At 57.0% G+C, this 24941-nt stretch carries 22 protein-coding genes; 12 read left to right on the forward strand and 10 right to left on the reverse strand.

The features are described 5' to 3' along the window. The first annotated feature begins 49 nt into the window (after positions 1-49). Positions 50-559 carry an LCCL domain-containing protein gene (locus tag I5192_RS16175; RefSeq protein ID WP_223117285.1) on the forward strand — a complete coding sequence of 170 codons (510 nt, stop codon included), beginning with the start codon at positions 50-52 and terminating at the stop codon, positions 557-559. 16 nt (positions 560-575) lie between these two features. On the opposite strand, the gene mutT is transcribed toward I5192_RS16175, so the two are convergent. From mutT to I5192_RS16190, 3 genes are read right to left on the reverse strand one after another with little or no spacing between them, the layout of a single operon-like run. Continuing rightward, positions 576-974, reverse strand: coding sequence for an 8-oxo-dGTP diphosphatase MutT (gene mutT, locus I5192_RS16180; RefSeq protein ID WP_223117286.1), 399 nt, complete (start codon positions 972-974; stop codon positions 576-578). Continuing rightward, positions 971-2197 (reverse strand): bifunctional glutamate N-acetyltransferase/amino-acid acetyltransferase ArgJ, encoded by a 1227-nt coding sequence (gene argJ / locus I5192_RS16185; protein WP_223117287.1) that lies wholly within the window; start codon positions 2195-2197, stop codon positions 971-973. The genes mutT and argJ overlap by 4 nt, the downstream gene beginning before the upstream one ends. 4 nt (positions 2198-2201) lie before the next feature. Next, positions 2202-3050, reverse strand: a complete 849-nt coding sequence (locus I5192_RS16190) for a peptidylprolyl isomerase (protein ID WP_223117288.1) — start codon at positions 3048-3050, stop codon at positions 2202-2204. Between the two features lie 176 nt (positions 3051-3226). Here I5192_RS16190 and secA point away from each other — a divergent pair, with 176 nt between their 5' ends. The 3 genes from secA to I5192_RS16205 all read left to right on the forward strand — a co-directional run bounded on the left by secA (position 3227) and on the right by I5192_RS16205 (position 8544). After that, positions 3227-5944 carry a preprotein translocase subunit SecA gene (gene secA / locus I5192_RS16195; protein ID WP_223117289.1) on the forward strand — a complete coding sequence of 906 codons (2718 nt, stop codon included), beginning with the start codon at positions 3227-3229 and terminating at the stop codon, positions 5942-5944. Between the two features lie 100 nt (positions 5945-6044). Then, positions 6045-6962 carry a hypothetical protein gene (locus tag I5192_RS16200; protein ID WP_255611988.1) on the forward strand — a complete coding sequence of 306 codons (918 nt, stop codon included), beginning with the start codon at positions 6045-6047 and terminating at the stop codon, positions 6960-6962. Positions 6963-6987: 25 nt separating this feature from the next. Beyond that, entirely contained in the window at positions 6988-8544 is a 1557-nt protein-coding gene (locus I5192_RS16205; RefSeq protein WP_223117290.1) for a phosphate ABC transporter substrate-binding/OmpA family protein, read from the forward strand. Positions 8545-8547: 3 nt separating this feature from the next. On the opposite strand, the gene radC is transcribed toward I5192_RS16205, so the two are convergent. From radC to dnaK, 3 genes are all read right to left on the reverse strand, one after another. Further along, entirely contained in the window at positions 8548-9303 is a 756-nt protein-coding gene (gene radC, locus I5192_RS16210; protein WP_170399305.1) for a DNA repair protein RadC, read from the reverse strand. Between the two features lie 158 nt (positions 9304-9461). Continuing rightward, the gene (gene dnaJ / locus I5192_RS16215; RefSeq protein WP_170399308.1) at positions 9462-10613 is read right to left on the reverse strand and encodes a molecular chaperone DnaJ; all 1152 of its coding nucleotides are present in this window, start codon (positions 10611-10613) and stop codon (positions 9462-9464) included. A gap of 74 nt (positions 10614-10687) precedes the next feature. Continuing rightward, positions 10688-12595, reverse strand: a complete 1908-nt coding sequence (gene dnaK / locus I5192_RS16220) for a molecular chaperone DnaK (protein WP_155144211.1) — start codon at positions 12593-12595, stop codon at positions 10688-10690. 213 nt (positions 12596-12808) lie between these two features. Between dnaK and I5192_RS16225 the strand changes: the two genes are divergently transcribed. Then, positions 12809-13411, forward strand: a complete 603-nt coding sequence (locus I5192_RS16225; RefSeq protein ID WP_223117291.1) for an alpha-ketoglutarate-dependent dioxygenase AlkB — start codon at positions 12809-12811, stop codon at positions 13409-13411. Between the two features lie 55 nt (positions 13412-13466). Here I5192_RS16225 and I5192_RS16230 read toward each other — a convergent pair whose 3' ends face one another. Beyond that, a complete protein-coding gene (locus I5192_RS16230; protein ID WP_170567266.1) occupies positions 13467-14294 on the reverse strand; it encodes an ABC transporter permease in 828 nt (275 codons plus the stop codon). 122 nt (positions 14295-14416) lie between these two features. On the opposite strand from I5192_RS16230, the gene cysQ reads away from it, so the two are divergent. The 7 genes from cysQ (at position 14417) to I5192_RS16265 (ending at position 22307) form a co-directional block, all read left to right on the forward strand. Further along, positions 14417-15214: a 3'(2'),5'-bisphosphate nucleotidase CysQ gene (gene cysQ, locus I5192_RS16235; RefSeq protein ID WP_223117292.1), complete on the forward strand. Its 798-nt coding sequence runs from the start codon at positions 14417-14419 to the stop codon at positions 15212-15214. Next, complete coding sequence (locus I5192_RS16240) at positions 15214-16014, forward strand: manno-octulosonate cytidylyltransferase (RefSeq protein WP_223117293.1); 801 nt, start codon at positions 15214-15216, stop codon at positions 16012-16014. The genes cysQ and I5192_RS16240 overlap by 1 nt, the downstream gene beginning before the upstream one ends. Beyond that, a complete protein-coding gene (gene galE, locus I5192_RS16245; protein ID WP_223117294.1) occupies positions 16011-16994 on the forward strand; it encodes a UDP-glucose 4-epimerase GalE in 984 nt (327 codons plus the stop codon). Before I5192_RS16240 ends, galE begins: the two co-directional genes overlap by 4 nt. Beyond that, complete coding sequence (locus I5192_RS16250) at positions 16991-18037, forward strand: glycosyltransferase family 2 protein (protein ID WP_223117295.1); 1047 nt, start codon at positions 16991-16993, stop codon at positions 18035-18037. The genes galE and I5192_RS16250 overlap by 4 nt, the downstream gene beginning before the upstream one ends. Positions 18038-18183: 146 nt before the next feature. After that, entirely contained in the window at positions 18184-19170 is a 987-nt protein-coding gene (locus I5192_RS16255; protein ID WP_170408823.1) for a glycosyltransferase family 2 protein, read from the forward strand. After that, positions 19167-20867, forward strand: coding sequence for a beta-1,6-N-acetylglucosaminyltransferase (locus I5192_RS16260; protein WP_223117296.1), 1701 nt, complete (start codon positions 19167-19169; stop codon positions 20865-20867). The genes I5192_RS16255 and I5192_RS16260 overlap by 4 nt, the downstream gene beginning before the upstream one ends. 6 nt (positions 20868-20873) lie before the next feature. Then, positions 20874-22307 (forward strand): sulfotransferase domain-containing protein, encoded by a 1434-nt coding sequence (locus I5192_RS16265; protein WP_223117297.1) that lies wholly within the window; start codon positions 20874-20876, stop codon positions 22305-22307. Positions 22308-22314: 7 nt separating this feature from the next. On the opposite strand, the gene I5192_RS16270 is transcribed toward I5192_RS16265, so the two are convergent. The 3 genes from I5192_RS16270 to I5192_RS16280 all read right to left on the reverse strand — a co-directional run bounded on the left by I5192_RS16270 (position 22315) and on the right by I5192_RS16280 (position 24927). Continuing rightward, a complete protein-coding gene (locus I5192_RS16270) occupies positions 22315-22833 on the reverse strand; it encodes a murein L,D-transpeptidase family protein (RefSeq protein ID WP_170399336.1) in 519 nt (172 codons plus the stop codon). 62 nt (positions 22834-22895) lie between these two features. Further along, entirely contained in the window at positions 22896-23681 is a 786-nt protein-coding gene (locus tag I5192_RS16275) for an ion transporter (RefSeq protein ID WP_223117298.1), read from the reverse strand. Between the two features lie 22 nt (positions 23682-23703). Further along, on the reverse strand, positions 23704-24927 hold the full coding sequence (locus tag I5192_RS16280; protein WP_223117299.1) for a class I SAM-dependent RNA methyltransferase: 1224 nt from the start codon (positions 24925-24927) through the stop codon (positions 23704-23706). Positions 24928-24941: the final 14 nt, after the last annotated feature.

Below are 24941 nucleotides of genomic sequence, written 5' to 3' on the forward strand. Positions count from 1 at the left end.
TTTGCCTGATGTTTTCTCAATTCTTACGAATTGTAACAGGGGCGGAGGAGTGAAGTTCCGAGTTGTACAAGATGTAAAAATCGTTGAACTGGATAAACCAGCGCTTCCAAAAGCGAATACAACCTCCGCGTTTCTTTGGGCAATGCGTGAGTTCGTGATAGAATTGATAATGCATAGAGCTCAGCAGATCATATTTGTGGCCATCGCGATTTTTGTGATCGCTGGTAGCGGGAGTCGACCGATTTCAGCCGATGAGTTACAGGATTGCCCCGGCCATATTGGTGAACTTGACTTACCCATTGAGTGCATGTGCACAAAAGAGGCGCAACGGATACGGCCGTTCAATGTACAGGGATGCGAAGTGTACGCTTGGTGGAGCAACATTTGTATGGCCGCGGTGCATGCGGGAATTGCTACGCCTGAGGGCGGGCCAGTCCGGATCGAACAAAGGGAACCTCAAGCAGAATACGTCGGTTGCCTTCGTAACGATATGTTCAGCAATGACATGCACCACAGTGATTTGCCAAGCTTTGTCGTTTTGCCAGTTGAGTCAGATTAGAGTCTTTTTTAAGGGCTTATAGCCAATCCCGCAAAATCGGGATCAACGGCACATCTGCCGCAGGCATCGGGTAGTTCCTCAGATCATTCGCCCGCACCCATTTCAGCGCCTGTCCTTCTTTCGATTGCGGTATCCCCTCCCATTTGCGGCAGGCATACAGCGGCATCAGCAGGTGGAAATCGTCATAGCTGTGGCTGGCAAAGGTCAGCGGCGCGAGGCACGAGGCCCAGGTGTCGATGCCCAGTTCCTCGTGCAATTCGCGGATCAGGGCGGCCTCGGGGGTTTCTCCGGGTTCGATCTTGCCGCCGGGGAATTCCCAGAGACCGGCCATGGATTTACCTTCGGGGCGTTGAGCCAGTAGGACGCGGCCCTCGATGTCGATCAGAGCCACGGCAGACACTAACACTGTCTTCACGAGCGATAATCCGCGTTGATTTCGATATAGCCGTGGGTCAGATCGCAGGTCCAGACGGTGGAAGCGCCCTGACCCAGTCCCAGATCGACTGCGATCACCAAATCCTGACCTTTCATATAGGCCGCAGCGTCTTCCTCGCGGTAGTCGGGGCTGACCCAGCCTTTTTCAGCCACAAGGATGTCTCCGAACGATATGCTCAAAAGGTCGCGGTCTGCAGCAGCACCGGATTTGCCGATGGCCATGACGATGCGGCCCCAATTCGGGTCCTCGCCCGCGATGGCGGTTTTGACCAGCGGGGAGTTGGCGATAGCCAGCCCGTGGGTTTTGGCATCAGCATCCGTGGCGGCGCCGGTCACACGAATTTCGACGAATTTCGTGGCCCCTTCGCCGTCGCGGACCACTTGCTGCGCAAGGTCCAACATCACTGTTTCCAGTGCTTGCGCGAAGGCGGCATTGCCGGTGGCATCGACGCCCGATGCCCCGGTGGCGCAAAGCAAGAGGCTGTCGGATGTCGAGGTATCGCTATCCACGGTGATGCAGTTGAAGGTCCGGTCAGTCTGCGCGCTCAGCATCGCCTGCAGCGCTGATTGCTCGATCTGAGCATCGGTGAAGATATAGACCAGCATCGTCGCCATATCGGGCGCGATCATGCCGGAACCCTTCGCAATCCCCGCAATAGAGACTGTTTGGCCGCCAATATCGACCTGCGCCGACGACCCCTTCGGGAAGGTGTCGGTGGTCATGATCGCGCGCGCCGCGTCCTCAATCGCGTGACGGCTGAGGCCCGCCTTCAACGCCTCAAGCTGTGCAACGATGCGGTCATGGGGCAGCGGCTCGCCGATGACACCGGTCGACGAGGTAAAAACCCGATCTACCGCAACTCCGGTAGCTTTGGAGACGGCTTGCGTCACCTCGGCCACTGAGGTCTGCCCGTAATGGCCGGTAAACGCATTGGCGTTGCCCGAATTCACAAGGATCGCTGCAGGCGCGTCGCCGGGCCCGCCGATCTTGTCCTGACAATCCAGAACGGGGGCCGCACGGGTGGCCGAGCGGGTGAACACCCCCGCCACCGAAGTGCCCGGATCAAGAACGGCCAGCATCACATCGGTGCGGCCTTGATATCGGACACCAGCCTCGACAGTGGCGAAGCGCACACCGTCGATCGCGGGCAATTCGGGGAAGGCCGCCGGGGCCAGCGGTGAAACCTTGGTTATCGTGGCCACGGGGTTACTCCTGCAGCAGCTCCAGCTGGCGCATGACCTCGGGGCCGGCGCCCTCGAGCTCGGGACGCTCGATCTGCGCTTGCTCCGTCAACTCGTCAATCTTGGCCTGAATTGCTTCTTGCCGAATGGTCTGAGCCAATTCATCGCGCACGACCGCCAATTCGGGGGCCTCGGTCTTGCGCTTGTCGTTCAGCGTGACCACGTGCCAACCGAACTGGGTTTGCACCGGATCCGAGACCTGACCCTTTTCAAGGCCAAGCACGGCACCTTCAAACTCGGGCACCATCTGGCCTTTGCCGAACCAGCCCAGCGCACCGCCATTGGGGCCAGAGGGTCCTGTGGATTTTTCTTTCGCTAGCTCAGCGAAATCTGCACCTTCTTCCAGTTGGGCTTTGACAGCTTTGGCTTCGTCCTCGGATTCGACCAGAATGTGGCTGGCATTGAACTCGTCTTCGCCCTGAAACTCGGCGAATTGCGTGTCATAGGCGGCCTGTATGGCCTCATCAGTGACACTGGCGGCTGTCAGCGCTTCGACGGTTTGCACGGCGCGCAGGGACCGGGTTTCGTTTTCCAGTCGAAGGGCGTTGAGTGTATTCAGCTCTTCCTGTTCAAGGCTCAGAAGGTGCTGCTGGACAAGTTGCTCGAGGATGAAATCATATAGCACCTCATCTTCAAGCTGCTGATACTGCGCCGGCAGCGCCGAGGCGGTGGCGATGACGTGACCCAATGTGATCTCGTCGCCGTTCACGCGGGCAACCACGGTGTTGGCATCCGGTGCGTCCTGGGCGGCCAGCGGCAACGCCATCACGGCAGCAAGCGCAAGCGATGGCAGAAAAGTGAGGCCTTTGGGCATGGAATTATCCTATTTCTTTGCCGCGACAGGGCGCAGCGTTGACACTGTGGAACCTGCCCCTTACATCGCTTTGAAGCCTTGGACAGGGCCGCCTTTCACCCCCCGTATCTAGGGGCTGCGCGCAAGGTGGGCAAGCCTGTCGCAACCAAGAAAAAAACAGATCCGCTGGAGTGAACATGCTGGGACTCGGAACGCTCGCCAAAAAGGTGTTCGGAACACCGAACGACCGCAAGATCAAGGCGGCCCGCCCGCTGGTCGAAAAGATCAATGCGCTGGAGCCGGAGTTCGAGATCCTGACCGACGATGGCCTGATCGAGAAAACCGCTGAGCTGCGCAAACGAGCGCTGGACGGTGAAAAGCTGGATGACTTGCTGCCGGAAGCATTTGCCAATGTCCGCGAAGGGGCCAAGCGCGCCCTAGGTCTTCGGGCCTTTGATGTGCAGTTGATGGGTGGTTTGTTCCTGCACCAGGGCAACATCTCGGAAATGAAAACGGGTGAAGGCAAAACCCTGGTCGCCACCTTCCCCGCCTATCTGAATGCACTGACCGGCAAGGGCGTACATGTGGTCACGGTGAACGAATACCTGGCCAAGCGCGACTCGGAATGGATGGGCAAGGTGTTTGCGTCCGTTGGCATGACGACCGGTGTGATCTGGTCGGGCCAACCGGATGCCGAGAAGATGGCGGCGTACAAGTGTGACATCACCTATGCCACAAATAATGAGTTGGGCTTCGACTATCTGCGCGACAACATGAAGGCCGATCTGGAACAGGTCTATCAGAAGCACCACAATTTCGCGATCGTCGACGAAGTCGACTCGATCCTGATTGATGAGGCGCGGACACCGCTGATCATCTCGGGGCCGGCACAAGACCGATCGGACCTTTATACTGCCATCGATACCGTGATCCCGACGCTGCAGGACGATCATTACTCGCTCGATGAAAAAAGCCGCAGCGTGACGTTCACCGATGAAGGCAACGAGTTTTTGGAGCAGCAACTGCTTTCAGCGGGTCTGCTGCCCGAGGGGCATTCGCTGTACGACCCCGAAAGCACCACTGTAGTGCATCACGTCAATCAGGGCCTGCGCGCGCATAAACTGTTCCAACGTGACAAGGACTATATCGTTCGGGATGGCAATGTGGTGCTAATCGACGAATTCACCGGTCGGATGATGCCGGGCCGCCGCTTGTCGGAGGGTCTGCACCAAGCCATCGAAGCCAAGGAAGGCGTACAGATTCAGCCCGAGAATGTGACGCTGGCCAGCGTGACATTCCAGAACTATTTCCGCCTCTATGACAAGCTGTCCGGCATGACCGGCACTGCGCTGACCGAGGCGGAAGAATTTCAGGAAATCTATGGTCTGGGTGTGGTCGAGGTTCCGACCAACAAACCAATCGCGCGTGAGGACAAAGACGACCAGGTCTACCGCACGACAGCCGAAAAATACGGTGCCATTATTGAACAGGTCAAAAAGGCCGGTGAAAAAGGTCAGCCGGTTCTTGTCGGTACCACGTCGATCGAAAAGTCCGAAGTGATCAGCCAGATGCTGGACAAAGAGGGAATCGAGCACAACGTTCTGAACGCCCGCCAGCATGAACAGGAAGCGCAGATCGTGGCAGATGCCGGCCGTCTGGGTGCGGTGACCATCGCCACCAACATGGCGGGCCGCGGCACCGATATTCAGCTGGGCGGCAATGTCGAGATGAAGGTGCTGCAGGCGCTGGCGGAAAACCCCGAGGCTGACCCGGCCGAATTGCGTGCGGCAGAAGAAGCCAAGCACGCAGAAGAAAAGGAAAAGGTGCTGCAGGCCGGTGGTCTTTACGTAATGGCGTCCGAACGTCATGAAAGCCGCCGGATCGACAACCAGCTACGCGGGCGTTCGGGACGCCAAGGTGACCCGGGCCGCACCGTGTTCTACCTGAGCCTGGAAGATGACCTGATGCGCATCTTCGGTTCGGAACGTTTGGACAAGGTCCTGACCACGCTGGGCATGAAAGAGGGCGAGGCAATCATTCACCCCTGGGTGAACAAATCGCTGGAACGGGCGCAATCCAAAGTCGAAGGTCGCAACTTTGACATGCGCAAAAACGTTCTGAAATTCGACGACGTGATGAACGATCAGCGGAAAGTCGTGTTCAGCCAGCGGCGTGAAATCATGTCAGCGGATGATCTGTCGGATGTCGTGTCCGATATGCGTGAGCAGGTGATCGACGATATGATCGACGAATTCATGCCGCCAAAATCATATGCAGATCAATGGGATACAGAAGGTCTGCACGGAGCGGTCAAAGAGAAGCTGACCATCGATGCGCCGGTTCAGGACTGGGCCGCCGAGGAAGGCGTAGATGACGAGCAAATCCGCGAACGTCTGATCAAAGCCGCCGATGAAATGATGGCGCAGAAGGCCGTGGCGTTTGGCCCGGAAAACATGCGCAACATCGAAAAGCAGGTTCTGCTGCAGACTATCGATGGCAAATGGCGCGAACATCTTTTGACGCTGGAACATCTGCGCTCGGTCGTGGGTTTCCGTGGCTATGCACAGCGCGATCCGCTGAACGAATACAAGAACGAAAGCTTCCAGCTGTTCGAAGGGATGCTTGATTCCTTGCGCGAAACCGTCACTCAGCAATTGTCGCGCGTGCGCCCGCTGAGCGAAGAAGAACAGAAGGAAATGCTCGCGCAGATGGCAGCACAACAGGCACAGGCGCAGAAAGCTGTGGATCAAGCTGCCGGGAATGCTGAGGCGATCGCCGAAGCCGAAGCGTCTGGTGACAGTCGTCCGGGTTTTGTCGAGGATGATCCTTCGACTTGGGGTAACCCGTCACGCAATGATCCTTGCCCTTGTGGCTCGGGGAAAAAATTCAAACATTGCCACGGCAGGTTGACTTAACGTCACCTGCTTTCCACCACAATGAGTCCGCCTCACGGCCACATATTGGCCTTGATTGGGAAGCAAATTGCGACTCGCTCCTTCAACTGGGGAGGGTGTCTTGTTTGTCATTAAGAACTACGTGACCACGGGCGGAACCGTTGCCTGCGCTCTGGCCATTGGATATTTGATGCAAAGCGGATCGGCGCAGCAACCCAATGCTGAGCCGAGCGGTGAACGCGTCGCTTCGATCTCGGAACAGGACTCGGACCTGACCGGACTGGAAAGCGTTGTCCTGACCTCTTCTTCCCCGACAGAAACGCGTCCCAAGGATCTATCTCAATCCATACGCTCAGCGCCAGAAACCAGCCGTTTGCCTTCGAATTGCGATATGAGCGCGCGCGCCATGGCTGTGCCCGGCGCCAACGTACGGCTGCGGGTCAAGGCCCCCTGCCACGCCAATGAGACCATTGAGGTTCATCACAACGGGCTGGTTTTCAGCACCGAGACCGATGCGCTTGGCGGCTTGAACCTGACCATCCCGGCGCTGTCGGAATACGCTATTTTCCTGATCTCGCTGCCGGATGAGAAAGGCACCGTTGCGACGACGCATGTGCCCGAGATCAACAGCTTCAACCGGGTTGCCTTGCAGTGGCAGGGCGAAACCGATCTGCAGCTTCATGCGCTGGAATTCGGCGCAGGTTACGGGGAAGAAGGCCACGTGTGGTCAGGGTCCCAGACCGGCGGCGCGGGCTCGGTGATCCATCTGGGTCAGGGCGGTTCGGACGTCGCGCGCAACATCGAGGTTTATTCATACCCCATTGAGACCGCAACCGAGGCCGGTAGTATCACTCTGTCGGTTGAAACTGAGGTCACCGAAGCAAATTGCGGCAAGCCCCTAAGCGTGCAATCATTGGAATGGCGCGCGGAACGGCTACGCTCACGCGACCTGTCGCTGGATATGCCCGGTTGTGAGGCAGCTGGCGATTTTCTGGTGTTGAATAATCTGTTCTCAGACCTGACAATCGCTGCCAAATAAGCAGCAGGCAGATTTACGGTTTCCAATGAGCATTCTTCGTGCGGCGTTCGCCGCGCTTTTTGCCTTATCCTTGGCACAAAGCGTATTCGCGCAGGACATCACTTTGACCTCGCATGACGGCAAGGTAGAAGTGGTCGGCACCCTTCTTGGTTACGACGGTGAATTCTACCGTGTCGATACGCAATTCGGAGAGCTAACGGTCGATGGATCGGGGGTCACCTGCGACGGCCCAGCTTGCCCCAACCTGACGGATTTTGTGGCCGAAGTTCGTTTCTCTGGCTCATCAGTGATCGCCGAGACACTGCTGCCCGCGCTTGCACAGGGCTTTGCCATCGAGGAAGGGTTAACCCTGTCACAGCCCGAGGGCACCGGAGACCTGCGGGTCTACGCCCTGAATCAGCCTGATCGGCAGGCGCCTTTGGCGAGGTTCATATTTCGTGCAACGGATACGGCTGACGGCTTTATCGATCTGGTTGAGAACACCGCAGATGTCGTGTTGGCGCAGCGGGAAATTCGATCAGACGAACTGGAGTTGACCAAAGCCGCTGGGCTCGGAGATCTGACGCAAACCCGCCGATCGCGTGTCTTGGCTCTGGATGCGATCGTTCCGATTGTGTCGGGCGACAATCCCGTGCGTCAGATTTCGCTTGCTGATCTGGTGATGGTCTTTACCGCCGAGGTCACAAATTGGAGCGATCTCGGCGGTCCCGATGCGCCGATCTCTCTGCATCTGCCACAGGTCGGTTCCGGGCTGGATCAGGCGGTCGAGGATTTGCTGCTTGCACCTGCCAACGCTCATATGACCGCTCAGATCGCACGGCATGACCGCAACAGCGATCTGGTGCGCGCGGTCTCGAACGACCCGTTCGCGCTCGGCGTCGCCAGCCTTGCAGAGGCCGGGACTGTGCGCGCCCTGCCTCTGACCGGTGGGTGCGGACATACCCTGTCGGCAACACGGCAATCGGTCAAGACCGAAGATTATCCGCTGACCTCACCCATGTTTTTCTATTTGCCACAAAGACGATTGCCCAAAGTCGCGCGACAGTTTTTGGCCTATACCCAAAGCAGCGCCGCACAGATGGTCATCCGGCAAGCCGGATTTGTCGATCAATCCCTTGAAACAATCCAGGTTGGGCTGCAAGGCGATCGGCTGGCCAATGCGATCAGCACCGGTGGAGCTGAGGTCGGGTTGGAAGAGTTGCAGCGCATGATCGAAACCCTCCGTCCACTTTCGCGGCTATCTTTGTCCTTTCGGTTCGAACCGGGGTCGTCGCGACCCGATGCTCAGTCCCGGTCAAACATCTTGAACCTTGCGCAAGCTTTGGAAAGCGGAACGTTGGAGGCGCGTCAATTGATCTTTGTTGGGTTTAGTGACGGCGAGGGCGCGGCGGTCGCCAATTCACGTATTGCCCTGCAGCGAGCCAAAACCGTCCGAAACGCAGTGCTGGCATCGGTCGAAACCAGCCTCCCCGACAGCATCGAAATCAGTGTCGAGGGCTTTGGCGAGGCCATGCCGATGGCCTGCGACGACACCGAATGGGGCCGCAAGGTGAATCGTCGGGTCGAAGTTTGGATCCGATAACCCTTACAAATAGCCTTGCGAGCGGAAACTCAGTTCAGCCGATTTCCCGATGATCAGGTGATCATGCAAAGTCAGCCCAAGGGCGGAACACGCATCCTGAATCCGGTTGGTCATATCGATATCCGACTGCGACGGCGTCGGATCACCGGATGGATGATTGTGGACCAGGATCAGAGCCGAGGCATTGAGTTCCAACGCCCGCTTCGCGACCTCTCGCGGATAGACCGGCACATGATCCACCGTGCCTTTGGCCTGCTCTTCATCCGCAATCAGCACATTCTTGCGATCTAGATAAAACACACGAAACTGCTCGATCTCGCGGTGCGCCATCGTGGTGTGACAATAGTCCAGAAGCGCATCCCATCCCGAGATCACATGCCGTTGCATCACCCGGGCACGCGCCATGCGATGGGCACAGGCCTCAAGGATTTTCAGATCGGTAATCACCGTGTCCCCAACGCCTTTGATCTGACGCAGCCGTTCCTCGGGTGCAGTCAACACACGATTGAAATCACCAAACTCTTCCATCAGTGCCCGAGCCAGCGGTTTCACATCCTGACGCGGGATGGATCGGAACAGAGCAAGTTCCAGCAGTTCATAATCCGGCATCGCTGCTGATCCGCCAGACATGAACCTTTCGCGCAGCCGCTTGCGATGGTCTTTGATGTAGGAGGGTAACCGACCAACGGGCAGCGGCTGCGCCGGTGCTTCATCCGTATCGAACAGCATGGGGGCTTCGGCAAAGGCGTCTTGGGTCATAACACCACTCTGACGCAGAATCGGTTTCCGAAAAGTTAACGCGCCCTATCCCGGCCTGCCGGATCGGCAGCACACGGATCCCCTGTTTCATCTGGCCATAAATATCTCGGGGGGGTCGCCCAAAGGGCGATGGGGGCAGAGCCCCCCTGCTCAACCGTTTAACCCTTCATGCCATCCCAGAAGGACTTTACAGAAGAGAAAAAGCTTTTAGATTCCGGGTGGTTATCTTCACCCAAATCGTCAAACTCACGCAGAAGTTCTTTCTGACGACTGGTCAGATTGACCGGAGTTTCCACGGCAAGTTCGATGAACATATCCCCGATGCCTCCGCCGCGCAGGGCGGGCATGCCTTTGCTACGCAGGCGCATCTGGCGGCCCGACTGGCTGCCGGCAGGAATCTGAACACGACCGCGACCACCGTCGATGGTCGGCACCTCGATCGAACCGCCAAGTGCTGCCTTGGCCATGCTGACTGGCACACGGCAATAGAGGTTCACGCTGTCACGTTCGAACAGCTTGTGCTCGGAAACTTCGACAAAAATATAGAGGTCACCGGGAGGACCACCACGCATTCCAGCCTCACCCTCACCGGCCAGACGAATCCGGGTGCCGGTCTCGACACCGGCAGGGATGTTCACGGACAATGCGCGATCTTTTTCAACGCGCCCCGCACCTTGGCACGACTTACAAGGGTTCTTAATGATCTGACCCAAACCAGAGCAGGTCGGGCAAGTGCGCTCAACCGTGAAAAAGCCCTGTTGCGCGCGAACCTTGCCCATGCCGGAACAAGTCGGACATGCGGTAGGTTCAACACCACCTTCGGCACCAGTTCCCTCGCAAGAGGAACAGGCCACAGCCGTAGGAACGTTTATGGTTTTCTGCAGGCCTGCATAAGCCTCTTCCAACGTGACCCGCAGGTTATAGCGCAGGTCTGAACCGCGTGCGGCGCGACGGCCCCCGCCTGCCCCACGCTGGCCACCCATGAAGTCGCCGAACAGATCGTCGAACACGTCAGAGAACGCGCTGGAGAAATCGCCCTGACCGAAGCCGCCACCGGGACGGCCACCGCCACCGCCCATGCCGTTTTCAAACGCGGCGTGACCAAAGCGGTCATAAGCGGCTTTCTTGTCAGCATCGCGCAGAACATCGTAAGCCTCGTTGGCCTCTTTGAACTGCGCTTCGGCATCGGGGTTGTCCTTGTTGCGATCGGGATGCAGCTGTTTGGCTTTCGAGCGAAAGCCTTTTTTGATCTCATCCGCAGAAGCGCCCTTGGACACGCCGAGCACTTCGTAATAGTCGCGTTTGGACATCAGTATTTCCTTCTGCCTCAACGTAATCGGGCCGGCCCGGCAACCGGACCGGCCCAAATTGGCCCGGTTACCCGTTAGTTACGCTTGTCGTCGTCCAGATCTTCGAACTCGGCGTCGACAATGTCATCGTCACCCGGCGCGGCATCTGCGGCCGCGGGCTCATCTTCGCCCTCTTCCGCCTGTGCCTTATAGATCGCCTCACCCAGTTTCATGGCCGCTTCGGTCACGTTCTGGATGCCCGACTTGATCTTGTCGGCATTGTCCGTCTCCAGCTCATCCTTGAGCGCGGCAACAGCCAGTTCGATCGCTTCGACGGTCGACGGGTCGACCTTGTCGCCATGTTCCTCGATCGATTTCTCGGTCGCGTGGACAAGGCTTTCGGCCTGGTTCTTGGCTTCGACCAGCTCTTTGCGGGCCTTGTCTGCCTCGGCGTTTTCCTCGGCATCCTTGACCATCTTGTCGATATCTTCGTCCGACAGACCGCCCGAGGCCTGAATGGTGATCTTCTGCTCTTTGCCAGTGCCTTTGTCCTTGGCCGAAACCGAGACAATGCCGTTGGCGTCGATGTCAAAAGTCACCTCGATCTGAGGCATGCCGCGCGGTGCGGGCGGGATCTCTTCCAGATTGAACTGACCCAGGATCTTGTTGTCCGCAGCCATTTCGCGCTCACCCTGGAAACAGCGGATGGTCACGGCGTTCTGGTTGTCCTCGGCGGTCGAGAAGACCTGAGACTTCTTGGTCGGAATCGTGGTGTTGCGGTCGATCAGGCGGGTGAACACGCCACCCAACGTTTCGATGCCCAGCGACAGCGGGGTCACGTCCAGCAGAACCACGTCTTTGACGTCGCCCTGCAGAACACCGGCCTGAATGGCGGCACCCATAGCAACAACTTCGTCCGGGTTCACACCCTTGTGCGGCTCCTTACCGAAGAACTTGGTGACCTCTTCGATCACTTTCGGCATGCGAGTCATACCACCGACCAGAACAACCTCATCCACGTCGCCAGCCGACAGGCCCGCGTCTTTCAGAGCAGCCTGGCAAGGCTTCATCGACTTCTTGATCAGGTCGCCAACCAGCGATTCCAGCTTGGCACGGGTCAGTTTCATGACCATGTGCAGCGGCTGACCGTTTGCACCCATCGAGATGAACGGCTGGTTGATTTCGGTCTGCGAGGTCGAGGACAGCTCGATCTTGGCTTTTTCAGCGGCTTCTTTCAGACGTTGCAGGGCCATCTTGTCTTGCGACAGGTCGACACCGTGTTCTTTTTTGAACTCGTCCGCCAGGTAATTGACGATGCGCATGTCAAAGTCTTCACCACCCAGGAAGGTGTCGCCGTTGGTCGACTTAACCTCGAACAGGCCGTCGTCGATTTCCAAAATGGTCACGTCGAAGGTACCACCACCAAGGTCATAAACCGCGATGGTTTGGGTTTCTTCCTTGTCCAGACCATAGGCCAGCGCAGCAGCTGTCGGCTCGTTGATGATCCGCAGCACTTCCAGACCGGCGATTTTACCAGCGTCTTTGGTAGCCTGACGCTGTGCGTCGTTGAAGTATGCCGGAACGGTGATAACCGCTTGCGTGACTTCCTCACCCAGATAGCTCTCGGCGGTTTCCTTCATCTTACCCAGAGTGAAGGCCGAGATCTGGCTTGGGGAGTATTTCTCACCGCGGGCTTCAACCCACGCGTCGCCATTGCCGCCATCGACGATGGCGTACGGCACCATTTTCTTATCTTTTTCGACTTCTGCATCATCCACACGACGACCGATCAGACGCTTGACGCCAAAGATGGTGTTGTCGGGGTTGGTGACCGCCTGACGTTTTGCAGGCTGACCGACCAGTCGCTCATCTTCGGTGAAGGCGACGATCGAGGGCGTGGTCCGCGCCCCTTCTGCGTTTTCGATGACCTTCGGCTGAGAGCCGTCCATGATGGCCACACACGAGTTGGTGGTACCGAGGTCAATCCCGATTACTTTTCCCATATTTTCAATCCCTTTCCATTCAAGGCGATGTCCCGAGGGTTGGACCCGTTGCGGCATCCTGCCCCCGATTGATGTGCGCGACAGCACTACACCATCGCGCGTCGAGGCGTATATAAGGGCGAGAACAGGGGCCTGCAAGCGTTCAGAAACGCAGGTTTTCGGGAATCTGTGGCCTTTTTTGGCAAGGTTTTGGCAAGGTTTGGGGATTCTGGAATGGCGCGGCTGTTATTGCGCGGATTTGATATTCGGAAAGGCTATTTGGATGCGGCGGCGCAGTCGCATCTAGTTGACCTGCTTAGGCCGATTCTGAAAGTGGCACCGCTTTATCGGCCCGTGACACCTTCGGGCAAGGAAATGTCAGTGCGCATGACCTCGGCCGGGGCGCTGGGATGGGTCACTGACCGGGCGGGCTATCGGTATCAGGACACGCACCCAAAGGGCATGACATGGCCCGCGATTCCAGATGAGATTTTGACCATCTGGCAGGACCTGACCGGCGCGGATCGCCAGCCCGATTGCTGTCTGATCAACTATTACGGTGAAGGCACCAAGATGGGCCTGCATCAGGACAAGGATGAGGCCGATTTTTCGTGGCCCGTGCTGTCGATTTCATTGGGCGATGACGCGCTGTTCCGTATCGGTAACACCACGCGGGGCGGCAAGACCGAGTCGATCTGGCTGAGCTCGGGCGATTTGGTGATCATGGGCGGCCCGGCACGCTTGACCTATCACGGGGTGGATCGCATCCGGTTCGGGTCATCCAAACTTTTGCCAAAAGGCGGACGCATCAACCTGACATTGAGGGTCGCAACGTGAAGTGCGATCCAATATCCGGGAACAGGTTTTCAGAATACAGCACGCACAGCAAAGATCAGCGTCGCGCATCCCAGCTTTTCGAGACCTGCCTGCGGGTATAGAACTCACCCAGCAGGCCGATCATTGTTAAAACTATTCCGACCCAAAGCGCGTACTCCCAACTGGTGTTCCGGGGAAAATAATTTCGGAACACAAAACCACGACATTGATCGATGATGTGAAACAGTGGGTTCCAGGCAAACAAGGTCAGCATGAACCCACCTAGCGCGTTGCCAACGAACATCTTGCCCGAAAATATCATGTTCAATCGACGGTACACATTTTTTAGGATGCTTACAGTATTGGGAAACCAGGGTTTCAGCGCCAACAACACTAAACCGACAGAGCATCCCGTGAACCAGGCCAGCAAAAGCATCCCAAATGCACCGCCGGGCTCTTGGATCACAAGAGGCGAGACGGCTACGCTGTAGACGAACAGGATGACCAGGATCGAGATAAGCTGCGTATAAAGTATACCGAAGGCAGATGCTGACAACATCACCATCATTGTCATTGGCGAGTGCAGAGTCATCGGATTATTGCCGGATCCAGCCCCGGCGATTGCAGTGACAGACTTGATATGCGTCAGGAACAAAAAAACTCCGGAGAGCAGGAACAAAACCATCTCGCCCCGGATTTTGGCCATGCCAGTCATTCGACCAATTAGCGTCATAAGTATATAAAACGCCGTCACCAGAAGGACGACCTGAACAATGTTGATCAGGATTGCCATCACCGCGTTGGAGTGCTGCGACCGGATATTGCGAACTACTGCATGGAATATCAGCTCGGCGGTGGTGAAAGCCCCGCCCAGCAATGACTGATTTCTCTTGAAGTGAAACACTCGAATACTCTTTCCTGCTATGTCAGCCGCAAATTGGCACGAAATTCTTGCTGTTCCGTATCCATCGCATCATAAGTCCGTGAGATGCCCTGATCAACAAACCACAGGAACGGAGCTTTTTTGTGACTTATGACGCGCTTATTCCCGTCATCCGGCGGCTGGCCTTGCAGGCAGGCGACAAGATCATGCAGATCTACGAAGCGGATGATTTCGACGTCAAGGTCAAGTCAGACTCAAGCCCGGTAACCGAGGCGGACGAGGCGGCGGATGCTTTGATCTCGGCCGGATTGCGCGAGGCTTTTCCAGATATCCTGCTGGTGACCGAGGAACAGGCAGCTTCGCATTCCGAAAAGGGCGAGACCTTTCTGATTGTTGATCCACTGGACGGCACCAAGGAATTCATAAATCGGCGCGGCGATTTTACCGTAAATATCGCTTTGGTCGAAAACGGCGTACCGACGCGTGGCGTGGTCTACGCCCCTGCACGGGGCCGGATGTTCTATACGCAAGCTGACGGGCAATCGGTTGAAGAAATCGGGGATCTGGACAAAGATCAGCCGGGCGCGTTGACGCCAATGTCAGTCTCTAAACCAAACAATTCGGCGCTGATGATCGTTGCATCCAAGTCGCATCGGGATCAGGCGACCGAGGACTACATCAACAAATATCAGGTGCGCGACAGCAAAAGTGCCGGGTCGTCGCTGAAGTTCTGTCTGGTGGCGACGGGAGAGGCCGACCTCTACCCCCGTGTTGGCCGCACCATGGAGTGGGACACCGCTGCGGGCCACGCGGTTCTGGCCGGTGCGGGCGGACATGTGGTGCGCTTTGAAGACCATTCGCCGCTGACCTATGGCAAAGACGGATATGCCAATCCATTTTTCATCGCCTATGCTCCAGGCGTTGAGCTGAAGGAAGCCTGATGTCAGTATTGATAGCCATTCCCGCGCGCTACGCTTCGACCCGCTATCCAGGCAAACCTCTGGTTCCGCTGACCGGGGCAAACGGAACCAGCATGACTCTGATCGAACGATCCTGGCGCGCTGCGATTTCCGTGTCAGGCGTAGATCGCGTGGTTGTAGCAACCGACGATGACCGTATCCGCGAAGCCTCAGAGGGGTTCGGTGCCGAGGTGGTGATGACTTCAGAAACCTGCCGCAACGGTACCGAACGCTGCGCCGAGGCGCACTCGGCTCTGGGTGGCGGTTATGACATCGTCGTCAACCTGCAAGGGGATGCGCCTTTGACCCCGCATTGGTTTGTTGAAGACCTGATCTCGGGTCTGCGCAACGCGCCAGATGCGGGTGTGGCCACCCCCGTGCTGCGCTGTGACGGGGACGCACTGAACGGATTACTGAACGATCGCAAGCAAGGCCGGGTCGGGGGCACTACAGCGGTGTTCGGCAATGACCACAGCGCGCTTTACTTCTCGAAAGAAGTGATCCCTTTCACAGCCGAGACCTATGCCAGCAGTGACCCGACACCGGTATTCCACCACGTCGGAGTTTATGCCTATCGGCCTGACGCTCTGACTGCTTATCCGGGCTGGACTAGCGGTCCGCTGGAGACACTGGAAGGGTTGGAACAGCTGCGCTTCATGGAAAACGGCCGCAAGGTTCTTTGTGTCGAAGTCGAAGCCAAAGGTCGTCAGTTCTGGGAACTGAATAACCCGCAGGACGTGGCCAAGATCGAAGAAATGATGGCCGCTATGGGGCTTGAATGACAAATATTCTGGTTACAGGTGGCGCAGGTTATGTCGGCTCTCATGCCTGCAAGGCACTGACAAGGGCAGGGTATACGCCCGTAACCTATGACAATCTTGTCATCGGATGGCAGGACGCGGTGAAATTCGGCCCTTTCGAGCAGGGCGGCCTGCTGGACCGCGCCCGGCTGGACGAAGTGTTCGCCAAATACCAACCCGCCGCCGTGATACATTTCGCCGCCCTCAGTCAGGTCGGCGAAGCGATGGCTGAGCCCGGAACGTATTGGTCGAACAATGTCACCGGTTCGCTGACACTGATACAAGCGGCTGTGGATGCGGGATGTTTGAACTTTGTGTTCTCGTCGACCTGCGCCACCTATGGCGAACATGACAACGTTGTGCTGGACGAGAGCACGCAACAGCAGCCATTGAATGCCTATGGTGCCTCGAAACGAGCGATCGAGGACATCTTACGTGATTTCCAAGCCGCATATGGCCTGAAGCACGTGATCTTCCGCTATTTCAACGTGGCCGGGGCCGACCCGGATGCCGAAGTTGGAGAGTTTCACCAACCAGAAACCCATCTGGTGCCGCTGATGCTGGACGCCATCGATGGCAAGCGGGGTGGCTTGACTGTATTCGGCACCGATTACGACACACCCGACGGCACCTGCATCCGCGATTATGTACACGTCTGTGATCTGGTCGATGCACATGTACTGGGGCTGAAGTGGCTAGAACAGGGCAAAGAAAGCCGCGTGTTCAATCTGGGCACCGGGTCGGGGTTTTCGGTGATGGAAGTCATCGAGCATTCCAAAGCCGTCACCAACCGTGCGGTACCCTACAGCATCGGCCCGCGCCGAGCCGGGGATTGCACGCGTCTAGTTTCAGGCTCGGTCCGAGCCAAGGAAGAGCTGGGCTGGACACCAAAAAGATCAACGTTAGAGACGATGATCACGGATGCCTGGCGCTGGCATCAGAATGGTAGCTACAACAAGTGAGGCTTGAGGATCAGCCGCTGACCTGGGTGGAGCGTTACAGGCTGCGCCTGAAACGGAAGCGGTTGTTGTGGCGATCCTTTCGCAGCCGTCATCAGCTGAAATCGCTAACTGACAACACGCAAAAGATCACGCCCGGGGCCATTCTTGCCTTTACCACGCTGCGGAATGAGATCAGCCGTCTGCCGTGGTTCTTTCACCATTATCGCACGCTGGGCGTTGATCATTTTCTGATGGTGGATAATGGCAGCGATGACGGCTCAGTCCCGTATTTGCTTGAACAGCCGGATGTGTCGCTGTGGCGGACTACGGCAAGCTATCGCGCGTCTCGGTTCGGGTTGGATTGGCTGACTTGGCTGCAGTGGAAATTTGGGCACGACCACTGGACGTTGATGGTCGACGCCGATGAGTTGCTGATCTACGCCCATCACAACACCCATACGATGCGCGATTTAGCTGCATGGCTGGACGCGCGCGGTCAAACCACGTTTGGGGCGATGATGCTGGACCTCTATCCCAAAGGTCGGTTGGGCAAGCAAAGTTATGATCCGCAATCCGATCCAACCGATTGCCTGAACTGGTTTGACCCCGGCCCCTATCGTGCCCAGCGCCAAAGGCCGATGGGCAACCTTTGGGTTCAGGGAGGCGTACGCGAGCGGGCGTTTTTTGCAGATCAGCCCCAAAAATCACCGACCCTAAACAAGATCCCTCTAACCCGGTGGTCACGACATATGGCCTATGTGAATTCGTGCCATTCCGCGCTGCCCCGGTTCTTGAATTTTGAATATGACGGTCCGGGTGGGCAGACCGCCTCGGGCGTGTTGCTCCACACGAAATTCCTGCCTGAGGTTGTCGACAAATCGCGGATCGAAAAACAGAGGCGGCAACATTTTCACGACCCCGATCGGTTCGGCGCCTATTATGACGGGATCATCAGCGGGCCTGATCTTTGGACTTCTGACTCGGTCAAACTAGGTGATTGGCAACAGTTACAAGACCTTGGGCTCATGAACGCGGGCGGATTTCCTGCCACAGGGGGGAAGTAAACCGGATTTAAACCCGTTGCCTCACAAGGTGCAGAGATGTCATAAAACGTTAATGTCCGGCACCACTCAGGCCTCAGGCGGCCCCGGGCAGACGCGCGTATCAAAAAAGGTTGGGCAGCCGCGTGAGCCTTTTGGATTCCTATCGCATGAGATTGCGGCGCAAGCGCCGCCTGCTGCGTTGCCTACGTCGGCGTCGGGATCTGAAAGCGGTGCAAGATAACACCAACAAGATCAAAGAAAACGACATCTTGTTGATGAGCGTGATGCGGAACGAAAAGATCCGCCTTCCCTATTTCTTAGACTACTATCGAAAGCTTGGCATCAATCACTTCCTGTGCGTGGACAACAACAGCGATGACGGCACCCACGAATACCTGAGCAGCCAGCCGGACGTTTCGCTGTGGTGGACGGATGTAGGTTACAAGAATGCGACCTTTGGTCTGGATTGGTCCAACTACCTGCTGCGCCGCTATGCGCATAAGCACTGGGTTCTGACGGTCGATCCGGATGAATTCTTTATCTATCCTTTTTGCGATACCCGCCCGATCCGCGCCCTGACCGACTGGCTGGACGATACTGGTGTGCGCAGTTTCGGCACCATGCTGATCGATATGTATCCCGAAACCGGAATCATGGATGCGCCCTATCATGAGGGCCAGAACCCCTTTGAAGTCGCGCCTTGGTTCGATTCAGGCAACTTCATGATTACCCGCAACCCGACCTATGGGAATCTGTGGATTCAAGGCGGTGCACGCGCACGGGTTTTCTTTCAGAACAATCCCCTGAAGGCTCCGGCCCTGAACAAGATACCTCTTGTGAAATGGCACCGGCGCTACGCTTATGTCAGCTCAACCCACGCCTTGCTGCCGCGCGGGCTCAATCAGGTCTATGAAGAGCAGGGCGGTGAAAAAACCAGCGGAGCGCTGCTGCATGCAAAGCTGATCAATACGCTTGGGGAAAAAGCTAAAGAAGAGTTGCTGCGCGGACAGCATTATGCTGCGTCGGGCGAGTACAAGGCTTATGCCAAGCAGTTAGAGGATAATCCGGTTTTCTGGAACAAATGGTCCGAGAAATACATCAACTGGCGACAGATTGAGATCCTCGGCCTGATGTCCAAGGGGAACTGGGCATGAGCAGCTTGGGCATCGTAATGCTGGTGCACACCGCGCTGGATCGGGTTGAGCAGGTGGCACGCCATTGGGCCGCCTCGGGCTGTCCTGTGGTCATTCATATAGATCAGAAAGTCGGCGATCCGGCTTATTCCGATTTTGTCGCCGCTTGTTCGGATGAACCGCTGATCCTGTTTTCAAAACGCCATGTCTGTGAATGGGGCGGCTGGGGTATTGTCGCCGCATCACAATCCGCCGCATCACTGATGTTGGAGAGGTTTCCAGATGTCCGGCATGTATATCTGTCTTCAGGCGCGTGTCTGCCGCTGCGTCCGGTCGCTGATCTGATCGACTATCTGGCCGACCGGCCCCGTGTCGATTTCATCGAAAGCGCAACCACGCGCGACGTGAGCTGGACGATCGGCGGGCTGGATCTGGAACGTTTCACCCTGAGGTTCCCCTTCTCATGGCGCAGACAACGAAAACTGTTTGACAATTACGTGCGGTTGCAACGCGCCCTCGGTTTGCGCCGCAGAATTCCCGAAGGCCTTGTACCGCATATGGGCAGCCAATGGTGGTGTCTGACCCGCCAAACCTTGTCGGCCATTCTTCAGGATCCCAAGCGCGCCGAATATGATCGCTATTTCCGCCAGGTCTGGATTCCCGATGAAAGCTATTTTCAGACACTGGCACGGCTCTATTCCACCCATATCGAAAGTCGATCGCTGACCCTGTCGAAGTTCGACTATCAAGGTCGGCCGCACATGTTCTACGACGATCACCTGCAATTGCTGCGCCGGTCCGACTGTTTCGTGGCGCGCAAAGTCTGGCACAGCGCGAACCGGTTGTATCAGACCTTCCTGACCGACCACGAAGGCGCACTGACCCCGGCCGAGCCCAACCCCGGCAAGATCGACCGGGTGTTTTCCAAAGCGGTTGAGCGGCGCGTTCGCGGTCGTGATGGTCTTTATATGCAAAGCCGCTTCCCTCGCGCGGCTACGGAACGCAGCCTGACAGCCTTTCCCTATTCGGTGTTTCAAGGCTTTACCGAGTTGTTCGAGGATTTCGAACCCTGGCTGACAAACGCCATCGGCGGGCGGGTGCATGGGCATCTGTTCGGTCCCGAACGGGCGCAATTTGCCGAAGATGAGACGATCATCAACGGTGCGCTCAGCGATTGCGCCACGCTACGCGACTATAACCCCTCGGCCTTTCTGTCGAACCTCATCTGGAATACACGAGGCGAGCGTCAGTGCTTTCAATTCGGGCCAACGGATATTCAGAAAATCAATGAATTCCTGACGCAAGACCAGAATGCACATATTGCGGTCATCTCGGGGGCCTGGGCGGTTCCATTGTTCCGTTCGAACCTGAATTTTGCCGATATCCGGTGCGAAGCTGCCCGCCTACAACAGATCGAAAGCAAACAGCTCAAGCTGCTGGATGCCGCCCGCGCAAAGACGCGCATTCGAATATGGACGATGGCAGAGTTTGTGGAATCCCCCATGGAACAACTGCAGACCGTTCTGGAAGACATGGGCGCGCCCAAACCCACCCATCTGACCGAGGCACCGACGATGGTGGATCTGACCGGGTTCGGAAAGTTCCTGCAAAACCTCAAGAACCAAGGGATGCATCCCTATCTGATGGGGGATTTCCCTGTGAATGACGTGTTTGGCGCACAGTCCAAATCGTTCAAGAAGCCCTATTTGGTGCAGTAACCTAAAATGACCCGCCGCTTCGATTATTTCATCGTTCTGGCCGATATGCGCACCGGTTCGAACCTGCTTGAATTACAGCTGAACACGCTGGATGGCGTCACGTGTCACGGAGAAGCGTTTAACCCCTATTTCGTCGGCCTGCCAAAACTGGACAGCGTTCTGGGCTTTACCCTGGAAGATCGTGAACGCGACCCGATGGCGCTGATCGACGCCATCCGAAACGCGCCGGGCGAGATGAACGGCTTTCGTTTTTTCAGCGACCACGATGCGCGGGCGCTGCCACCGGCGCTGGATGATCCGCGCTGCGCCAAAATCATTCTGATGCGCAACCCTCTGGATAGCTACATATCGTGGAAAATCGCCTTGGAAACAAAGCAGTGGCGGTTAGTGAACATCAAGCAACGGCGGGAGGCTCAGATCACCTTCGATGCCGAAGAATTCGCCGAACAGCTCGACCAGCGGCAAGCATTTCAACAAACAGTGCTCAAACATCTGCAGACCACCGGGCAAACACCGTTTTACATCGACTATAACGATCTAACAGATTTGGACGTTCTGAACGGCCTTGCCGCGTGGCTTGGCGTCAGCGCACGTCTTAAGGAGCTGAACCAGCATCTCAAACGTCAAAACCCAGCGCCTGCCCTGTCGAAAGTGACCAATCCGGATGATATGGAGCTGGCCCTGTCGCAACGTGACCGCTTCAAGCTACACCATATCCCAAGTTACGAGCCGCACCGCGGGCCGGCTGTTTCGCGCTATGTGGGTGCTGCGCAAACTTCGCTGATGTACCTTCCGGTGCGCGGCGGCCCCGAGGCTGAAGTGGTGCAGTGGATTGCCGATCTGGACGGGGTGTCACAAGCCGACCTGATCACCGGCCGCAATCAAAAACAGACCCGTCAATGGATGCAGGATCATCCCGGTCACCTCAAATTCACGGTGCTGCGCCATCCGCTGGCGCGCGCGCACGCTGTGTTCTGCGACCGTATTCTGCACACAGGCCCCGGCGCATATGTCAGCATTCGCAATATGCTGAGCCGACGGTACAAGGTCCCGCTGCCTGCCAAGGGTGATCTCAGCAATTATACCCGCGATCAGCATTCCGAGGCGTTCGCGGCCTTTTTAGGCATGCTGCGCAGTATTCTGGCGGGTCAAACCCCGATCCGTGTGGATGGGGAATGGTGCGGACAGGCGCAGACGCTGGAAGGCATGGCCGGTTTCACCATGCCCGACCTGATCCTGCGCGAGGATGAGATGGAAACCGCCTTGCCCGACCTTGCCTACAAAGTTGGGCATACAGCCCCGCCAACCCCAAACAGGGCCAAGCCGGACGCGCCGTTTGCACTTGATCAGATTTACGACGCACAGCTTGAAGCGCTGGCGAAGGAAGCATACCAGCGCGACTATACAATATTTGGATTTGGTGACTGGAAACCGCTTTGAACCTTGCTTAGGGGCGCAGGGTAATCACGGTTCCTTCATTCACCATGGCGTAGATCTCTTCGATCTCATCATTCTTGACCGCAATACAACCTGCCGTCCAATCCGGGGTCTTCTTCGCCCGCTTGAACTCGGATCGCAGATTGGGTTGTCCGTGAATGAAGATGTCGCCGCCCGGATCAACACCTGCGGCCTTGGCTTTAGCCAAGTCTTCCGAATTGGGATACGATATACCCAACGATAGATGATACCTGCTGCGCGGATTGCGACGGTCGATCAGATAGGTACCCTCGGGCGTACGGCCATCGCCTTTTTTGTTTTTCGTGCCGGTGGGCGCAAATCCTAGATCGATATCATACTCCCGCAAAATCTGCTCGTTATGGAGCAAATACAGCTTGCGTGCACCTTTGTTGATGACCATCGAGGTCACCTCGGGCCCGCGATAAGAAAGAAATCTGGGTTTGGCTGAGGCACATGCTGAAAGGCTCAGCGTTGCCATTGCGCCCATTCCGAATGCTCGACGATCCATTATTTTCACTGCCTGATGCTCTTTTTTGTCAATTATTATGTCAGATTTTCGCGAAACTTAAATCACTTTTTGCTGTTCGACTGTTCCGTCAGGCGGCGTTCGATCGATTCCAGCCTTTCAAGAACCTCATCACGATAGGCATCGGTCTTGACCTCATCCTCGGCATGGTGCGCGTCCTGCATCGAGTTCACGATGAGACCGACCAGCAAGTTCACCACCGCAAAGGTGGTCACCATGATGAAAGGAACAAAGAAAAGCCAGGCGTAGGGATACACCTCCATCACAGGGCGGACGATGCCCATGGACCAGCTTTCCAGCGTCATGATTTGGAACAGCGTATAGGCCGACAGACCCAGATCGCCGAACCAATCGGGGAATGTGCCCGAGAAAAGTTTGGTTGAGATCACAGCGCCGATGTAAAACAGGATCGCCATCAGCAGGAACACGCTGGCCATGCCCGGCAAGGCTGAGATGAAGCCTTCGACCACTCGGCGCAGGCGCGGCGCGACCGAGATAACGCGCAGGACCCGGAGGATACGCAGTGCCCGCAGAACTGAAAGCGCCCCTGCACTGGGAACTAGGGCCACGCCCACGATCACGAAATCAAACACATTCCAGCCGCTGGTGAAGAACCGGCGCCCTGTGGCGATCAGTTTCATGACGATTTCGATGACGAATATGGAAAGGCACAGCTTGTCCAGCGTCACGATCAGCAGGCCCGCTGCGTCCATCAGCGTAGGCGATGTCTCCATCCCCAGCAGTACCGCGTTGAACAGGATCACACCGGTGATGAATTTCCCGAAAGCCGGTGCTTCGATGATGGGCAGCAGTCGTTGGGCGATCACCATGCGGGCGGTCCTTATCTCAGGGTTATTTGTTCAAAATGAACCGAGCGGCAAGTTCGGTGTGTGACGACCATCGAAATTGGTCAACCACCTGTACCCATTCAAGGGCATATCCGGCGTTAACCAGCATTTTTGCGTCACGGGCAAAGGTGATTGGGTTGCACGAGACATAAACAACCACCGGGCGCATGGCCTGCGCCAGCTCGGCCACCTGCGCCTCGGCCCCAGCACGCGGCGGGTCAAGCACAACGGCGTCGAATTTCTTGAGTTCATCGGGCATGAGCGGGCGGCGGAACAGGTCTCGGGCCTCGGCTGTGACCTGTTTCAAGCCTTGCGCCTTGCGCCAGCCCTGATCCAAGGCCTTCGTCATCTCGGCCTCACCTTCGACTGCATGAACTTCAGCTGTCTGTGCCAGCGGCAGCGAGAATGTCCCGCATCCGGCGAACAGATCGACAATCCGCTTTGCCCCCGACGTAGCATCTGAAACAGCCTGTAATAGAGCCTGTTCTCCGTCTTTTGTGGCTTGTAAAAACGCTCCGGGCGGTGGGGTGACGCCAGCGGTTCCAAAGCGTTGGATCGGAGGCTCACGAATGGCGATAACCTCATCATCCCAACTAAGCCGGGCAAGGCCGTGATGCTCGGTCGCTTGCGCGAGCGCCAGCTCCAACGGTCCATCCAGCGGTTTGCCGCCCTTGACAGCAACATCCAAACCGCCTTCGGACAGGGTCAGCGTTACGGCCAACACACCTTTCCGACTGCCACCCAACAACGCCAAGGCTTCGGCCACCGGGATGGCCGCAATCAAGGTTGGGTGCAGCAAATGGCAATCCGGGATTTCGGTAATCGTGTCAGAAGCGCGACCATGAAACCCGGCCAACGTACCCTTCTTGGTGCGCCGCACGGCGATGGTGGCCCGACGGCGGGATCGTTCAGGCGAAGTGTGAATGGGCCGCATCAGGGCATTGAGCCCCTGCGCGGCCAACGCGTTGCGCACCACCTCAATTTTCCACTCGGCGACAAAATTATCGGTCGCATGTTGCAACTGGCAGCCGCCGCAGGCCTTGTAATGACGGCAGGGTGCCTTGACCCGCTGATCCGAGGGTGTTTCGACGCGAATATCGTTCAGAAACTGACCCAGCAACGTACCGCTGACCACTTCACCCGGCAGAGTGCGTGGCGCATAGATCGGACCATCGGCGATTCCGTCGCCCTGATGTCCAAGGCGGTTTATTGTGTATTGCTGCGTCATGGAGGCCTGATAAC

Source organism: Ruegeria sp. SCSIO 43209, from assembly GCF_019904295.1.
GTDB lineage: Bacteria > Pseudomonadota > Alphaproteobacteria > Rhodobacterales > Rhodobacteraceae > Ruegeria.

What these genes read in the sequence shown, in the direction of transcription:
- I5192_RS16190 (WP_223117288.1), bottom strand. Translation starts at nt 3,050, where the DNA reads ATGCCCAAAGGCCTCACTTTTCTGCCATCGCTTGCGCTTGCTGCCGTG.
- secA (WP_223117289.1), top strand. Translation starts at nt 3,227, where the DNA reads ATGCTGGGACTCGGAACGCTCGCCAAAAAGGTGTTCGGAACACCGAAC.
- I5192_RS16205 (WP_223117290.1), top strand. Translation starts at nt 6,988, where the DNA reads ATGAGCATTCTTCGTGCGGCGTTCGCCGCGCTTTTTGCCTTATCCTTG.
- radC (WP_170399305.1), bottom strand. Translation starts at nt 9,303, where the DNA reads ATGACCCAAGACGCCTTTGCCGAAGCCCCCATGCTGTTCGATACGGAT.
- dnaJ (WP_170399308.1), bottom strand. Translation starts at nt 10,613, where the DNA reads ATGTCCAAACGCGACTATTACGAAGTGCTCGGCGTGTCCAAGGGCGCT.
- dnaK (WP_155144211.1), bottom strand. Translation starts at nt 12,595, where the DNA reads ATGGGAAAAGTAATCGGGATTGACCTCGGTACCACCAACTCGTGTGTG.
- I5192_RS16225 (WP_223117291.1), top strand. Translation starts at nt 12,809, where the DNA reads ATGGCGCGGCTGTTATTGCGCGGATTTGATATTCGGAAAGGCTATTTG.
- I5192_RS16240 (WP_223117293.1), top strand. Translation starts at nt 15,214, where the DNA reads ATGTCAGTATTGATAGCCATTCCCGCGCGCTACGCTTCGACCCGCTAT.
- galE (WP_223117294.1), top strand. Translation starts at nt 16,011, where the DNA reads ATGACAAATATTCTGGTTACAGGTGGCGCAGGTTATGTCGGCTCTCAT.
- I5192_RS16255 (WP_170408823.1), top strand. Translation starts at nt 18,184, where the DNA reads ATGAGATTGCGGCGCAAGCGCCGCCTGCTGCGTTGCCTACGTCGGCGT.
- I5192_RS16260 (WP_223117296.1), top strand. Translation starts at nt 19,167, where the DNA reads ATGAGCAGCTTGGGCATCGTAATGCTGGTGCACACCGCGCTGGATCGG.
- I5192_RS16265 (WP_223117297.1), top strand. Translation starts at nt 20,874, where the DNA reads ATGACCCGCCGCTTCGATTATTTCATCGTTCTGGCCGATATGCGCACC.
- I5192_RS16270 (WP_170399336.1), bottom strand. Translation starts at nt 22,833, where the DNA reads ATGGATCGTCGAGCATTCGGAATGGGCGCAATGGCAACGCTGAGCCTT.
- I5192_RS16275 (WP_223117298.1), bottom strand. Translation starts at nt 23,681, where the DNA reads ATGGTGATCGCCCAACGACTGCTGCCCATCATCGAAGCACCGGCTTTC.
- I5192_RS16280 (WP_223117299.1), bottom strand. Translation starts at nt 24,927, where the DNA reads ATGACGCAGCAATACACAATAAACCGCCTTGGACATCAGGGCGACGGA.